We start from the raw sequence: 15,555 nt of genomic DNA on the forward strand, positions 1-15,555 counted from the left end.
GAACTGCGCCGCCGTAATTAAAATCGCAGAGTCGCAGATCTAACACAGACCATTCTTAAGATCTTCAATTTTTTTGCATAGGTCTCGCGCAAGAAGTTGATCGATATATTGAATTTGCGAGGATGGATACATCTCTTCCATACGTTTCCCTTCGTTGGCATAATATTCTTCAACATGTTGCAGACAGTCTGGCACGAGCATCACGACAACTTTGTCAATAAAAGACCATGAACTCGGGTAAGAGCGTAGCAAGGGAAGGAGTAGTTCGCTTGATTCAAACCCAATAGCCTTAGTCTTTGGAAGACAAGATTCGGTGAAATGTTTTTCTACGCGGAGAGATGTTTTTTGAACAAGAATCGTCTTTTGAACTGTTGTTATGGTTAGTTCAGGCCTTCTATGCCCGCGACTTCCATAACTGTCCGAAGACTGACGTGCTTTATTTGAAGGAGCGATGACTTTTGTCACGGATGCACCGTTAGCAGAGTTTGACGGACTATCTTCGCGCGATGAAGACGGAGCCGCATTTGGCTTCGTAGGTGGATTTACGATGGATTTCTTGCGCATATTTCGCATTGCCACGATCTCTTCGCGTCGTGCCTCCAAAACGCCGGAAATACTGCTTGCTTCTTTGGATTGAGTGAAATGTAGACCTTTTTCATGCTAAGGTCAAAAGGTTCATTCGCTTAAGCGCATTTCGCCCATCACTTCGATCCGCATGTCAGTCGCCCAGGTACGCAGTAGCGAGAAATCATTTCGTGGTGCCGCTTGTTCTAGAAAAGTTTCTAAGTAACGAAGGCCCTCAGGATAGTTCCCGATTTTCTTCGCATAGAGAATTCCAACGATTAAGAGCGATGGCAGAAATCCGACCTTTGCTTGAGCTTCATTAAAGATAATTACCTGTGAAACAGTTTCATCCTCGCCGGGATACGTGGTGCTGAATATCTCTTGATACATCCGCCACGATGCCTTGTAATTCCCATTAAACATCTCCAAAAAAGCGATATTGTATCGCCAAATTCCTATGCCGTTGGCTGCCGGTTTCATCTTATGAGTCGTTACCAGAGCACTCTCAGCGTCGCCATCGTGTTCAAACTGAATTTTTGCTAAAAGGATTAAGGAATTATGGTCATGGGGTTTTAGCTCAAATGCGCGATGCAAATATTCTTTCGCCAGGTCCGCGTTCTTTGCGCCTTCGTAAGCGAGTACCGCGAGTACCGACAACTCGTCAGCAATCATTGCAGTAACATGTTTTTTAATGGCCTTGCGTGAGGGGGTTTCGGGAACGCGGTTAAGGTGTTCGAGAAGTCTTTCATGAATTGCGAGAGCTGGAACCGCATTTCCAACCATTGCGGCCGCACTTCCAACAACCAAGTCTGCCATTAGTACGAGTTCATCAGCGGCGAACTGTAATCCTTGATATTCCGCGTCTTCGTCGATCTTGAATTCTCTAATCCACTTAAATTGATCTTCAAGAATTCGTTTTCGAAACGGAGCAAGTTCGGCGTGGAGGATTAGAGCATCCGACTTCAATATCAACGCCGTCTTACCGCCGTCATTTCTCTCCGTCAAAGTTCCCCAGACAAAAAATTGGCAATTAGCTTTATTCTTGAAGCGCGCGAATCGTTTGTGATCTTTTATATGTGCGCTCGGGTTTGCAGAGGCTAAGACAACCTTGTGCCTAGCTATTAACGGAATGTGCTTCTTTGCCTGAGCGTTTGTCGCAAGCACGAATTCAAAGATGTCTCCCAATCCTTGAGATTGAATGGTGTCGTTCATTCGATGAAGCAGGTCATTTTCGAGCCGCAATCGTCCTTTTTCAGATTCCGTTAAAATAAAAATTCCGATTCCAAATCGATCACTCGTGTTGCGAGGCGGACGCACCTCGAGCAGAGTCCAACCAAAAGTCCACGCAATTGTTAGTACAGCCAGTCCAATAACATTCGTGTGCCAGCCGAATTGACCGAACAACTGATTGGCACCAAATATCACGCCACCGATGACACCGTATCCGAGGAGCAAAGAACCCCAGCGGCGCAACCAGTCAGGTGTATCAATGTTTAAAGACATAGATTTATATTTTACGAAACAGATGGTCTTGCATAACTCAACGGGACGCGAGGCTGCGTTTTGGAGAGCAGTGCGGGTGACCTTTGCGGGGTCGATGACACAGGCCGCGACGAGATCTTCGTACTTCTCAATAGCGGCGTTAAATCCGTGGATGTCTTTGCCTTCACGAACTGCTCCGCCGCCAACTATCGGCAAATTATACCGCAAGAAAAGTATTTTTATATACCGCCAAATTGCAGAAAATCGGAATTATCATTGGGTCGGCGGTGGAAATTTCCGACAATTCTAAGAATTGCCACTAGCTTTAGCTAGTGGACAGAGATGTCAAAAAAATCCCGGGCTTTAGCCCAATGTTCGGCTAAAGCCGCGATAATATTTCTTCTTCGATCCACTAGCTAGAGCTAGTGGCAATTCCCTAAATGATAGCTCATTTCTTTTTCCTGGCGCGGCGTGGTGAGGGGACGCGGTAGGCTAGTTCGAGTACAAGCACACCGTCTTCTATTGCGGCGGTGGGGAAGCGGACGGTTTGTTCGACGCGGATGTCGTGTTTGTCGATGAACCGCTGTGCATGAAAGCGTGCGGTGCCGCGGTGGTCCATTCGATAGACGCGGAAGGCGTGGAGCGTTCGCTCCGGCACGCTTCGCAGGCCGATGGTACATGTCTCATCTTCCCAAAGCATTTCAATATGCGTCGGGCTTTCAATTGCCTCATAAGCCCGGCGGCTCAACATTACGGTTCCGGATGGCTGCATCGAAACATGAAGCTTCGCGATCTTTGGTGTTCCGGGCTCAGTGAATTTTTCCCATTTTCTTGCCATGATTCAAATCTAGCATGGGTAAATGAGAGTGTCAAGCGTGAAACAAAAAATAATACTCTCGTATCATGATATGTTTCTTCCTTTGCCGCCTTTGCGTCTTTGCGGGACATGTTTTCCCGCCAAGTCGCCAAGACCGCAAAGTAAGATAGGCCGACAGAATCAAAATCCAAAAATTAAAACAATTCCCAAATAATTCTCACCACAGAGTCACAGAGCACACTGAGAAAGTTACTAAGTGTAAAAAGTGCATGCCTTGTGACCGGCAGCGTAAACTGTGCATTTTCGCGTTATTCGCAAATTTCCCGATGGCTTTTTGGGTGTCTCCGATGGCTTTTTGGGGGTACTCTGATGGCTTTTTGAGGTCTCCCGATGGCTTTTTTGATCAAACCATTGCAGATCAAATATTTAGCCTGACATCACGGAGCCATCGACACTCGGAGATGTTTCTCGTCTTCTATCCACGTTGTCGTCGATTACATCCGGCATCTTCGGCTTTATTTTGATCATTTCAACCCGTCCAACATTCAAATTTCGCACTGCCGATTCCGTATTTTTATGCGGGTTTGATATACTTTGTCCTTTACTGAATCGCCATTCATTTGTAAATGGAATATCTTTTTTCCTATGGAACGCTTCAAAAGAGCGAAACTCAGTTAGAGTTATTTGGCCGGCTACTGAATGGTTGGAGCGACACGCTCGAGGGATATAAAACGGCGGAAATCGCTATTGACGACGCAGTTTTTCTGACAAGGGAGGGAAGTCGGCAGTTGACGGCAGTGGCTTCGAGCGGTGATAAGATCTACGGAATGATCTTTGAGATCTCAGCCGAGGAACTCGAAAGGGTTGACCGATACGAGCCCGGAAATTACGAACGGATCAAGGTGACTTTACGCTCAGGAAAGCAGGCTTGGATCTATCTAAAACGTTGAGTGATAAGCCCTTAACAAGCGTGCGGGCTTCTGCAAAAATAATATGATCGAACGCGAACAAGTACCGATGGATGTGGTCTTTGTCGGGGCAGGCCCGGCAAATCTTGCGGCAGCGCTGCATCTGAAAAGCGAGATAAAAAGGCACGACGAGCTTGTCGAAAAAGGTTTCAAGCACGGGCGAAAGATCGGCGATCTTGAGATAGCTATCGTCGAAAAAGGCTCGTTTGTCGGAGCGCACATTTTGTCGGGAGCCGTTATGGACCCGATCGCGATCCGCGAACTGATGCCCGATTTCCTTGCACAAGGCTGTCCGGTCGATACGGTCGTCACTGACGATGCTGCGTGGTATTTAACAGACAAACGGCGCTTTGTCGCTCCGATCACGCCGCCGCCTCTAAAAAATAAAGGCAAATACATTGTTTCGCTGAGCAAGATATGCGAATGGCTGGGCGAAAAATGCGAGGAAGCGGGAATCAATATTTTCCCCGAGTTTCCAGCTGCCGAGATCTTGTACGACGAGAATGACGCTGTAATCGGTGTTCGCACCGGCGACAAAGGCATCGATAAAGAAGGCAAAAAGAAGCCAAACTTCGAAGCGGGGGTCGATCTCCTCGCAAAGGTCACTGTTCTCGGCGAAGGCTCACGCGGTTCTTTGGCGAAGCAATTGACCGCGAGACTCGGATTAGATCACGGTAAAGAGCCGCAGGTTTTCTCGCTTGGTGTTAAAGAGCTTTGGGAGGTTCCGGCTGGCAATTTTCCTGAGGGAATGGTTGTACATACGCTTGGATTTCCCTCTGATACAAGGACTTACGGCGGCGGCTGGATCTACGGTCTAAAGAATAACATGGTCAGCATCGGTTATGTTACAGGCCTCGATTACGAAGATCCGATGATCGATCCGCATGCAGAGTTTCAGAAATTCAAGACGCACCCAAAGGTCGCCGAAATTCTCAAAGGCGGCAAAATGATCAAATACGGAGCCAAAACCATCAACGCCGGCGGCTATTACACCATGCCGAAACTTTACGCTGACGGAGTTCTGCTCGTAGGCGACAGCGCGTCATTCCTCAACGGGCAACGCATCAAAGGAATCCACACCGCCATGAAAAGCGGCATGCTCGCCGCCGAAACGATCGTCGGAGCATTCGAGCACGAAGATTTTTCATCAAAAACACTCAAGCATTATGACGAAAAGGTAAATCTAAGCTGGATCTACGACGAACTTCATCCCGTACGCAATTTCCACGGAGCCTTCCAAAAAGGCCGCTGGTCAGGCTTGATAAATACGGGCTTGCAATTCCTCACAAACGGCCTAGCGTGGGGCTTTATGCCAAAAGAACACCACGTCGCTGGCCACGAGCGAATGGAGAAACGGTCATCGATCGGTGGCCTAGGACCAAACGATCATCTGAAACTCGATCGCTACAACGGTGTGCCTTTCGATAAAGAACTTACCTTCGACAAGGTCACTGACGTATTCTACGGTGCCGTAGCCCACAACGAAGATCAGCCGTCACATCTGCACGTTCTTGACACCGAAATTTGTGCAACGAGATGTGCCGAGGAATACGGCAATCCGTGCCAGCGATTTTGCCCGGCTGCGGTTTACGAAATGGAAGAGAGTGCGGAAACAGGACGCAAAGAGTTAAAAACAAATTTTAGCAATTGTGTGCATTGTAAAACATGCGATGTCGCTGACCCTTATCAGATAATAAACTGGGTCACGCCCGAAGGTGGTGGCGGGCCGAATTATAAGGGAATGTAAAAGAAAAAAAGCCGTCCATTGGACGGCTTTTTTTCGGCTCAAGCTGTAACTAAAATTAATTTTCCAAGATCTCGAAATTCACTTTTCGCTCTTTGAATTCCTTCATCGCAATGCGCGTTGGTTTGGTTTTGCGTATGTCCATATCGACGCGGGCGATGGCTCCGCGCTGGAGCTGCTTGCTTCGTTGGGCGGCAAGAATTATCATTCGATATTTCGAATCGATCTCAGGCGGATTGATTATTTCTTCTTCAACTTCTTCTATTTCTTCGATTACCGGCTCTTTCTTTGCTGCCATAATTTGGTCATTCTCCTTCGAATCGATGCTTAGAAGCATCGAAACTATCAAGAATACCCTGAATTGCATCGTTTTGTCTATCAAGCATTTGCCGTTCGGCAGTAATAATGGATACGATCTGTCGCGAAGCGATTGAAACGTCTTGGTTGATGATGACGTATTTGAACTTTGAGTACTGCAAAACTTCGTTAAATGCGTTTCTCAATCTCGTTTTGAGTTCGGCTGAGCCTTCGGTGCCTCGGGAGGTCAAACGCGCTCTCAAAACCTCAAATGACGGCGGTAAAATAAAGATACTAATGAGCGAATCGCTAAGCTTATCCATTATCTGGACGGCACCCTGAACGTCGATCTCGACGATCAGATCCCTACCCGTGCTGGCGGCTTTTTCGCTTTCCGAGATCGACGTACCGTAAAGGTTTCCGTGAACTTCGGCGTATTCGAGAAAATCACCATCACTAATCCGTCGTTCAAATTCTTCTTTTGTAATAAAGAAATATTCACGGCCGTTTTCTTCGCCGAATCGCTGCGGACGCGTGGTATGGGACACAGAAAAGCCCAGATCGGGCATCATTGCGCGCACTTCTTTTATAAGCGTACCCTTGCCGCCGCCTGAGGGAGAACTGATGATTATCAATCTTCCGGTCATAAGTTACTCAACATTCTGCACTTGTTCGCGGATTTTCTCAATTTCGCTTTTGATCGCGAGTGCATTTTCTTTAACGGTCATATTGCCGGTTTTGGACGTGATGGTGTTGGCTTCGCGGTTTAGTTCCTGTGTCAGAAAATCCAGCCGTTTGCCGACATCGTTGTCTTCGTTCATTATGGTGCGAAAATGTTCGATGTGCGTTGTGATCCGTGCGATCTCTTCGGAGATGTCTGCCCGATCGGCGAGATACGTTACTTCTTGTGCCATGCGTGCCTGATCGACCTCGATCTGCGAATCAGTTTTAGCTAGCATGTCGCCGATGCGTTTTGTCAGCCGTTCGCGATATTCGACAGCGACGTTTGCCGATTCAGTTTCGATGGCAGGCATTCGGGTTTCGATCTCGACGAGGCGTCCGGCGAGTTCGTCTTTCAGCATGCGGCCTTCGTTCTCACGCATTTTTTGCAGATCATCGAGAGCGGCTGTCAAAGCCTTTTCAAGCCCAGCGGCAAACTCGGGCCCTAGATCTTCTTTCTTTGGCGTCACAACATTTGGCAGGCGGGCAATGACATTGAGATCGGGTTCGCCTGACAGGCCGAACTCATTTTTCATATCTTTCATTGCTGCCAGAAATCCGCTTATGAGCGGACGGTTTAGCTCGTAATTAACTTCCGTTGTCCGATCGTATTGAATATTCACATCCACACGTCCACGCGAAAGGCGTCCGCCGATCGTACGTTTTATCATTGATTCGAGATCCTGTAGTTCGCTTGGAACACGCAGATTTACGTCGAGAAATCGGTTATTTACCGTTTTCAATTCGACGGCTACTGCATAATTGTTTTCGGCAACAGTGCCGCGGCCGAAGCCTGTCATTGATCTCATAATTTAAATTTTGTAGTTCGTTTCCTTATCAGCAAATTGTAGTTCATAAAGCAGCTTATATGTTCCGCCGTGATCAAGGAGTTCGTCGTGCGTTCCCATTTCGACGATCTTGCCGTTTTTCATCACCACGATATTATCAGCTTTGCGAATGGTTGAGAGCCGGTGTGCGATGACGATGGAAGTGCGATTTTGCATTAGATTCGCCAGAGCTTTTTGGACGAGCGTTTCGCTTTCTGTGTCGAGTGCGGATGTGGCCTCATCAAGAATAAGGACAGGTGCATTTACCAAAACTGCCCGTGCGATAGCTATACGTTGACGTTGGCCGCCGGATAGCAGAGTTCCGCGTTCGCCGACCACCGTGTCGTATTTCTGCGGCAGTTGGTTGATGAATTCATCCGCGTAGGCGATCTCGGCCGCAGCTTTTACTTCTGACAGATCAGCGTCGGGTCGTCCATAAGCAATGTTTTGATAGATGGTGTCGTTGAATAGAACAGTTTCCTGCGTGACGAGGGCAAGTTGTTTTTTCAAACTCAGAACCTTTGCATCGCGAAGGTCTGTACCATCCCAAGTTATTCTTCCCTCGGTTGGATCGTATAAACGCTGAACAAGCTTTATCAAGCTCGATTTTCCGCCGCCGCTTTCGCCGACAAGGGCGACGACAGAGCCTTTTGGTACTTCGAGGTCGATGTTCTGCAGGATCTTTCTTTTGCTGTTGCGGTAGCTGAAAGAAACATTTTCGATCCGAATACTATTTTTTAATGGCTGCAATTCATCAGCATCAGGTTTTTCCGGCAACGTTTCATCAACGTCGAGGATGCTCCAAACGTCTCTGGCGGCTGAAAATGCCTTGGTGATCTCGTTGTGCTGCCGCGATATTTTCCGCATCGGGTCGTAGCTGCGGAACAAGAAGAAAAGGAACGTGAAAAACTGAGCCGGATCCATTCGCGAGAGATTTATTTCACGTAGTCCGACGAAGATCAAAACTATGATGGCTATGACGCCGATGATCTCGATGGCGGGCGGCGAAGTCGCGGCGATCTGAGCGCTGCGTAGATTTGCTCGGGCGATGACCTTTGCGACGGTTGAAAATCTTTCCTTCTCACGGCCTTCGGCACTGTAGGCTTTTACAATAGTTTGATTCGCCAGCGTTTCCTGAGCGGTGTCGTTTAGGTCTTTGTTGCCTCTTAGCGATTCGTCGGCGAGTTTGCGAAGGCGTTTGCTGAATACCGCAGTCATTAAGCCTATGACAGGAGCTATGATCAACGATCCGAGCGTCAGACGCCAGTTGTAATATGCTGCCGCGCCGATAAAGAAAACCAGCATGAAGGATTCGCGCAGAACGTCGCGTAAATTGGACGAGACCGCGAGTTCGATGGCCGCACAGCTTATGACTAGACGCGAAACTAAGAAGTTTGTCCTGTGTTTTTCAAAAAAAGTCGCCGATTGTTTTAGTAAATGCTCGTACAGTTCGTTTCTTAGTTCTAGGACCGTTGACTGTCCGATCTTCGCCATTAGGTACGACGAAAAATACTCCGCGATGCCTTTTAGGACGGTGAAGGTGATGAGCAGAAGCGAGATCGCGATCCACGCTCTGAACCAATCGTTTGTCGGCACCAAACTGCTGAGATCGAAGAGCGTTTTAGATTTCATTCCGCTGTTAGGCAGAAATTGGTTGAATATCGGCACGAGCAACGCTCCGGTGGCAGTTTCGAACAACGCGCCCAGCAGCATCGCAATGAGAGCAAAGACAAAGAGCAGCCAGTGGTGCTGGACGTATTTTAGAAGACGCTTTAGATCGCTCATTGCTTGTGCAAAAGTTTAGAATATACTCCGAACTAAGTTTGTATGTCCAAGGTCCTTGTGTTGCAACCAACAAATAGATTATGGCATCTTTCTAAAAGCGTTGTCCTAACGGAGAAATAATCTATGAAGAATATGCTTTCATTCAGGTTGATGGCTTTAGTTGCGTTTATTGTTGCGGCCCATTTGGCGGCGATGGCACAGGTCGATGTCGCCCGTAAAACAACGGCAATCACATATCCGCTTGACGATACGGTGAATGTTCCTTTTCGCGGCACGACGCGGTTTCCGCGAATGAAGGGCTCGGCTGCGGTCAAGCGAACGACTCGCAGCGGCACGCGGGTTGAACTCACGGTCGATAAAATGCCACGTCCCTTTGAATTGGGAGCAGGCTACGCGACGTATGTCGTTTGGGCGATCTCGCCTGAGGGACAAGTCGATAATCTTGGCGAGATCAAGCGGAGCGGTTTGTTCTTTATAGATTCCAAGATCACGGTGACGACGCCTTTGCAGACATTTGCATTGATCATCACGGCGGAGCCGCATTTTCTTGTGACGCGTCCGAGCCAGCAGATAATGCTCGAAAATCTTTATCCGGTTTCGACCGAAGGCAAACGCATAGCGACTACACCATCGATAACCTATTTTGGAAACACGAGCGACTACTTCCGCGATCCGCGAACGCCCGAGATAGCGGAAACGGATTATGCCAAAACGCCGTCGGCCATTCTGCAGGCGAAGCAGGCGATAGCTCTCGCGCGGTTTGCAGGTGCGGAACGCGACGCTGCTCCCGAGCTTACCGAAGCGGAAACGCTCTTGCAGAATGCGAACAATGCATGGATGGCAGGACGCGATTCGGATACGGTTGACATCGCTGCACGCAAATCGATCAGCGCGGCGGTAAAGGCTGAGACGACTGCCGCCGTGCGCAGGGAAGCGCGTGAAAAACGTAACGAAAAGACGCGCTCTGACGCGGAGATACGGCTTGCGGAAAACAAATACACAGATGCACAAAACGAAATAGCCGACCTTAAGAGCGAATTGGCTCGTGAGACGCGCAACCGCGAGCTTGCCGAACGCGATGTCCAAAATTATGCAAATCAAGTAAAAGATCTGCGTGACGAAAACGGGCGGCTTCGCGAAGACAATGCGACGCTGCGTGTTGAGGCTGAAAATGCCAAATCAAAGCTCGCCGCTATGGAAGCGGAGAAAACGTCGATTCAACAGAAGAGTGAACGTGAAGTTCATGCCGCTCAAATTCGGGCACGCGAGGGCGATCTTATTCACTCGCTGAAAGTGTTTGGAACGGTTTCAAAGACCACACGCGGGATCGTTTTAACGCTGCCGGAAAATCTTTGGACAACTACGCGTTCGGGAGCGCTTACCAATCAGGCCGACGGCAAGCTCGCGTCGCTTGGTGAGATCATTGCTAATAACAACGCTTATACCGTTATGGTCGAATCGCATACTGATCCTACCGGCAATAACGATGTCATTCAGACATTGACTGAGAATCGTGCACGAACGGTCGCCGACAAACTAGCCGCAATGGGCGTCGCTGAAACGCGCATGGACTACAAAGGCCTGGGCGCGAGCATGCCTATGTTCCCAAATACCTCGGCCGCAAACCGTGCAAAGAATCGCCGCGTACAGATCATTCTCAGTGTGACTCCACAGCAATAGTTAATCGCTAGTTCCTTTAGATCAAAGGCTTCGTCTTCACGACGAGGCCTTTTCTTGCCAAGCCACACGCGTTGGTGCTACAGTTCCCGTCGTATTCTAAAAACAACAGGAGAAATAGCCAATGCGTCTTTCTACAGCAGCAGCCAGTGTTCAGGTTCTTGTCACGGGTTTAATCTCTGGAATTTTCATCGCGATCGCTACGACAGAACCTGCGCGGCTATCGATCGAGCCGTCGGCTTTTGTTCAGCTACAGCAGGGGATACATGTCGTTTACCTCCGAATGATGCCGCCGCTTGTTATTGCGGCAATACTTGCGGGAATCGTCTGGCTGATCTCATTAAGGAGTCAGGTGAGATCTGCGGCCTTTTTCTTGGCGGCAATTGCAACGGTATGTTCGATAGGAGCGTTCATACTGACAGTCGCGGTAAATTTCCCTTTAAACGACCTGTTAATGACGTGGAACGCCGCATCGCCGCCGGCGAATGTAAAGGCATTGTGGTTGCCGTGGGAAAGCGCCCATATAGTTCGCACAGTGATCTATATGATCGCTTTTGTTTGCGCCATAACGGGCAGTGTCTTAATGCGGAGTAATTCGCAAACAGAGTATCTGAAAAAATAATGACAGAAAAGTTCGTCAGTGCGGCGAGGCCTTTTTCTTGCGAAGAGCATTTGATAGTGCTAAATTTTCGTGAGCGATACAGTTACATATGAGCGTTGTCCAGAGAAAGCTGTCGAGGTCGTTTCAAGCCTTCTTTCACTCGGAAAAATCGAGCGGGATCTTGCTGATCGTTTGCACGGTCGTTTCGCTTTTACTTATAAATTCGGTGATCGGAACGAATTATCTGGGCTTCTGGCAGTCGTACGTTGGCGGATTGAGCGTGGAGCATTGGATAAACGACGGGCTGATGGCCATCTTCTTTTTGCTGATCGGCCTCGAACTCGAGCGCGAGCTTTACAACGGCGAACTCTCCAATTTTAAGAACGCGCTGCTGCCGATCGTTGCAGCTTTGGGCGGCGTCGCTGTGCCTGCGCTGATACATTTTGGATTAAACCGCGGAACGGAAACGCAGGCGGGCATTGGCATACCGATGGCGACGGACATTGCGTTCGCGCTGGGCGTTTTGGCGATTCTGGGCAGCCGCGTTCCGGCGTCGCTCAAGGTTTTCTTGACCGCGCTTGCCGTCATCGACGATCTTTTCGCGATAATTGTGATCGCGATCTTCTACACCGCAAAACTGTCGATGCTTTATCTGTGCGGTTCGCTGGCAGTTTTTGTGATCCTTCTGGCCATGCGACGTTATTTTCATGTAATGCGGTTGACGCCTTATCTTATCGGGGGCGTTTTGATGTGGTTCCTGATGTTAAAGTCGGGCGTTCATGCGACGATCGCGGGAGTTTTGCTGGCGTTTACCATTCCGTTCTCGGCGAAGGAGGACGACGAAGCATCGCCGTCGCACAAACTTGAACATTTCCTGCACATGCCGGTCGCGTTTATCATTCTGCCGATCTTTGCGCTGGCAAATACAGGGATAATCATCGGCGCCGACTGGTATCAGTCGCTTGCCGCATCGAATAGTTCGGGCATTATGTTCGGCTTGATTGCAGGCAAACCCATTGGCATCACGCTTTTGAGTTTTATCGCGGTCGCGGCGGGCATTTGCCGGCTGCCGCTTGACCTCAACTGGAAACACATCTTCGGCGCCGGCCTGCTCGGAGGCATCGGCTTCACTATGTCGATCTTTATCACCAATCTCGCCTTCACCGGCAACGCCGCCGTCATCAACGCCTCAAAGATGGCGATCCTCGCCGCCTCGCTCACAGCCGGGACCGTCGGCTTTCTATGGCTCAAACTCCTCGGCAAGCCCGAAGAATCGGACGTCGATATGGATTCTATGGATTTCGATATGACCGAGGCTTAGAAAAATGTACGCAATAGCTGCCATCGGCCGGCTGACGATAATTCTAAGCTCGATAATGATCGTTAGCCGTTGCCCGCTAAACTGAACGGCGGCGTAGCCGCAATGGGATATTGTGGCTCACGGTGAAGCATAGCTTCACCGCTCGGCGACGGGCGTAGGAAGCGGGAAGACGGCTGAAGCCGCCTTGAAAACACCAAATTCTCACCAAAGCCTTATAAATACTGGCTATTAGTAAAGTTTAACAATCGCCCAGCGTCCTTTGGCGGCTTGCCAGCGGATGTTGGCTAGTCTCCAGCGGATGTTGGCGAGCCCCCAGCGTTTGTTGGCGAGTTCCCAGCGTTTGCTGGCGCTTGCCCAGCGTCTGTTGGCGAGTGTCCAGCGTTTGTTGAAAGGTCGCCAACGCTTACTGGCGACTGTCCAGTACCTACAATCCCGGCCCACCCGCCGACGATAATCCAATTCAGCTTCGCGTTATGGTGTAACTGAAAAGAGCAACGCCAACTACGGCCAACCGTCTCAGCAAGTCGTTGTCACGGTCAACCCGTAGGAACACATATTTGATTTCCGTTTTGGGCGGTGCTACCATCTTGGCGTTCCTGACGGAAACAATAGTCGCGTTCTCGTGGGTGTCGGAACCACCGAGAACCGAGACGCCAGGAACGGGGCTGCGTGATTTCGATCACGCAGCCATTTTTAGTCTTTGAGGATGATGATGCGGTGCGGCGGCAGGCCGAGCATGCATTCGTCGCCGATGTTGAGGCCGACGGTGCGGAAGACGCGTGCTTTTAGCTTGAGGCCGGCTGCGTCGAATTCGACCAGCGTTGTCGCGCCGCGAAACTTTATCGCCGTGACGACGCCGCGCACGAGATTGTCTTCGGGAAACGATTTGCCGATCGACATCGATATCTGCTCGGGACGGATCGAGAGCATCACGTTGCGGTTGATCGCCGGAAGGCGGCTCTTTTCGTTGATGTGCGCGAAGACTTTGTGCCCGCCGTCGATGGTGAGGAACTCGGGCAGCTCGGCATTCGTTGACGTGAGCCGCCGGACTTCAAAGAGATTGTTGTCGCCGGTGATGCGGGCGGTGTTTATCAATTCGGGAAATTCGTAAAGCTCCTGCGGCGTGCCGGTCTGCGTAATGCTGCCGTCCGCAAGTATCGCCGCATCGTCCGCAACCGCCGCGATCAACGCGAAATCGCTCGACGCAAATATGATTATCCGGTTACGCGCACGCGCCGCGCGTCGGATCTTTTCAATACACTCTTGGCGGCGATATTCATCGACCTGATTGAAAGGCTCGTCGAGGAGAAGAACTTTGCCCGCGTTCGCGATCGCTTCGTCAAATGCCTTGATCTGCCGCTCGCCGGTCGATTCTTTGTGCGGGACAATGCCGAGAGCTTCAAGAATCCCTTTCGGCCCTTCGGCGGTATAGAGCGAAACGTCGCGCATCTTTGCGGACGTGCTCGTAATGTCGTCGCCGTCGAGCTTTACCGAGCCGCCATCCGGCCTGAGTTGGCCGGCCAGCACACGCAGCAGCGTCGATTTGCCCGACGCCGTTCCGCCGCAGATGCCAAACACGCGGCCTTCACCAAAAGTCAGGTCGATATCCCGCAGGACCCAATTGTCCCCGTGGCTTCTTGATAATTTTGCGATCTCAAGCGACATCCGTTGATCGATAATGAAACTTTGGCGGGAGGATTTCGTGCAAAGAAAAGTATGCTGTTGTCATCGAATTAAAGCAAGTATAATAAAAGCAAGATGACCGACAAAAAATCCGAGATCAAACGTAAGATCATTCACGCCGGCGGCTGGCAAGTCGCAAAACGCGTGGCAAAGACCATCCCGTTTGGCGGCACGGCCGTCGCAATAGCTCTGGTCGGAAGCGACATTAAAAGAAAAGGCGTCGTAAAAGGCCTGTTGAATTCCGGCATCGACGCGATACCGTTCGTCGGGTTGGCAAAAAATGCAGTCGAACTTGTCCGCGGCGACTTTATCCCGGATAAGAAGAAGGAAAAGTGAGATATGAGATACATCAGTTGTAAGGTTGTTGTTTTAAGTTTGATAGTTGGCACCGCCGCTACTTCATTGATGGCGCAAAATGGCCGCAGTAAAGCCAGGCCGCTTGCCACGCCGCCCGTCGTAACAGGCGCCGAGATAATCAGCCAGTCCGGCGATTACGTTGAGCCGACAACTCTGCCCAAAACTTCCGCTAAGCCCGCCGCGACAAATGCCGAGCGAATTAGAGACCTCAACGAACGGCTGAAAAAGCTGGAGTCGGGAAAAAAGAACGATTACGACGATAACCAAAAGCGCGTCCTAATGAACCTCGATATTCTTACCCGCGCCGAACAGCGAGCGGATTCATTACGAAAGCAGCTTTTTGAAATGATCGAAAAAGAGAACACCCTCAGAGCGCGTCTCGATCAGATCGAGTACGACATCAGGCCGGAGATCATCGAGCGAGCCTTGCAGGTAGGCGGCTCGATGAAACCGGAAGAGATTCGCGAAAACCGCCGAAAGAGCCTGACCGCCGAAAGGGCAAATATCCAGTCATTACTCGCTCAAGTTCAGACGACTCGGACAAATCTGGAAGGCAGCCTTTTGCGAGCCGAACAAATGGTCGAGAAACTCCGCGCGAAAGCTGAGAAGGACATCGACGATTCACTACAGCAAGATAGTGATGCTGAGAAAAGCGAAGAGCGGCCAGAAAATTAAGGCTTCTACAGAAAATCTGCAAGCCAAAGCAACCTGC

General features: G+C 50.0%; 16 protein-coding genes. 8 read left to right on the forward strand and 8 right to left on the reverse strand.

The window, feature by feature from the left end:
• Positions 1–39: 39 nt before the first annotated feature.
• Positions 40–465: a hypothetical protein gene (locus IPL32_14505; protein ID MBK8467029.1), complete on the reverse strand. Its 426-nt coding sequence runs from the start codon at positions 463–465 to the stop codon at positions 40–42.
• On the opposite strand from IPL32_14505, the gene IPL32_14510 reads away from it, so the two are divergent.
• Complete coding sequence (locus tag IPL32_14510) at positions 452–637, forward strand: hypothetical protein (GenBank protein ID MBK8467030.1); 186 nt, start codon at positions 452–454, stop codon at positions 635–637. The genes IPL32_14505 and IPL32_14510 overlap by 14 nt on opposite strands.
• Positions 638–675: 38 nt before the next feature.
• On the opposite strand, the gene IPL32_14515 is transcribed toward IPL32_14510, so the two are convergent.
• Positions 676–2,262, reverse strand: coding sequence for a hypothetical protein (locus tag IPL32_14515; protein ID MBK8467031.1), 1,587 nt, complete (start codon positions 2,260–2,262; stop codon positions 676–678).
• 232 nt (positions 2,263–2,494) lie between these two features.
• Positions 2,495–2,884: a hypothetical protein gene (locus IPL32_14520; GenBank protein ID MBK8467032.1), complete on the reverse strand. Its 390-nt coding sequence runs from the start codon at positions 2,882–2,884 to the stop codon at positions 2,495–2,497.
• 605 nt (positions 2,885–3,489) lie between these two features.
• Here IPL32_14520 and IPL32_14525 point away from each other — a divergent pair.
• Both IPL32_14525 and IPL32_14530 read left to right on the forward strand, forming a co-directional pair.
• Entirely contained in the window at positions 3,490–3,813 is a 324-nt protein-coding gene (locus IPL32_14525) for a gamma-glutamylcyclotransferase (GenBank protein ID MBK8467033.1), read from the forward strand.
• Positions 3,814–3,856: 43 nt separating this feature from the next.
• Complete coding sequence (locus IPL32_14530; GenBank protein ID MBK8467034.1) at positions 3,857–5,578, forward strand: electron transfer flavoprotein-ubiquinone oxidoreductase; 1,722 nt, start codon at positions 3,857–3,859, stop codon at positions 5,576–5,578.
• A gap of 55 nt (positions 5,579–5,633) precedes the next feature.
• Here IPL32_14530 and rpoZ read toward each other — a convergent pair whose 3' ends face one another.
• Genes rpoZ through IPL32_14550 form a run of 4 tightly spaced genes read right to left on the reverse strand, consistent with a single transcriptional unit; the run spans position 5,634 to position 9,204 of the window.
• The gene (gene rpoZ, locus IPL32_14535) at positions 5,634–5,873 is read right to left on the reverse strand and encodes a DNA-directed RNA polymerase subunit omega (protein ID MBK8467035.1); all 240 of its coding nucleotides are present in this window, start codon (positions 5,871–5,873) and stop codon (positions 5,634–5,636) included.
• Positions 5,874–5,880: 7 nt separating this feature from the next.
• On the reverse strand, positions 5,881–6,519 hold the full coding sequence (gene gmk / locus IPL32_14540; protein MBK8467036.1) for a guanylate kinase: 639 nt from the start codon (positions 6,517–6,519) through the stop codon (positions 5,881–5,883).
• 3 nt (positions 6,520–6,522) lie between these two features.
• Entirely contained in the window at positions 6,523–7,401 is an 879-nt protein-coding gene (locus tag IPL32_14545) for a YicC family protein (GenBank protein MBK8467037.1), read from the reverse strand.
• A 3-nt stretch (positions 7,402–7,404) separates the two neighbouring features.
• On the reverse strand, positions 7,405–9,204 hold the full coding sequence (locus IPL32_14550) for an ATP-binding cassette domain-containing protein (protein ID MBK8467038.1): 1,800 nt from the start codon (positions 9,202–9,204) through the stop codon (positions 7,405–7,407).
• 123 nt (positions 9,205–9,327) lie between these two features.
• On the opposite strand from IPL32_14550, the gene IPL32_14555 reads away from it, so the two are divergent.
• The 3 genes from IPL32_14555 (at position 9,328) to nhaA (ending at position 12,803) form a co-directional block, all read left to right on the forward strand.
• Positions 9,328–10,884 (forward strand): OmpA family protein, encoded by a 1,557-nt coding sequence (locus IPL32_14555; protein ID MBK8467039.1) that lies wholly within the window; start codon positions 9,328–9,330, stop codon positions 10,882–10,884.
• A gap of 121 nt (positions 10,885–11,005) precedes the next feature.
• Complete coding sequence (locus tag IPL32_14560; protein MBK8467040.1) at positions 11,006–11,503, forward strand: DUF1772 domain-containing protein; 498 nt, start codon at positions 11,006–11,008, stop codon at positions 11,501–11,503.
• 88 nt (positions 11,504–11,591) lie between these two features.
• Positions 11,592–12,803: a Na+/H+ antiporter NhaA gene (gene nhaA / locus IPL32_14565; protein ID MBK8467041.1), complete on the forward strand. Its 1,212-nt coding sequence runs from the start codon at positions 11,592–11,594 to the stop codon at positions 12,801–12,803.
• A gap of 693 nt (positions 12,804–13,496) precedes the next feature.
• Here the strand turns inward: nhaA and IPL32_14570 are convergent.
• On the reverse strand, positions 13,497–14,468 hold the full coding sequence (locus IPL32_14570; GenBank protein MBK8467042.1) for an ATP-binding cassette domain-containing protein: 972 nt from the start codon (positions 14,466–14,468) through the stop codon (positions 13,497–13,499).
• A gap of 93 nt (positions 14,469–14,561) precedes the next feature.
• On the opposite strand from IPL32_14570, the gene IPL32_14575 reads away from it, so the two are divergent.
• On the forward strand, positions 14,562–14,822 hold the full coding sequence (locus tag IPL32_14575; GenBank protein ID MBK8467043.1) for a hypothetical protein: 261 nt from the start codon (positions 14,562–14,564) through the stop codon (positions 14,820–14,822).
• A 3-nt stretch (positions 14,823–14,825) separates the two neighbouring features.
• A complete protein-coding gene (locus IPL32_14580; protein ID MBK8467044.1) occupies positions 14,826–15,518 on the forward strand; it encodes a hypothetical protein in 693 nt (230 codons plus the stop codon).
• Positions 15,519–15,555: the final 37 nt, after the last annotated feature.

The organism is Chloracidobacterium sp. (assembly GCA_016711345.1).
In the GTDB taxonomy this organism is placed as follows: domain Bacteria; phylum Acidobacteriota; class Blastocatellia; order Pyrinomonadales; family Pyrinomonadaceae; genus OLB17.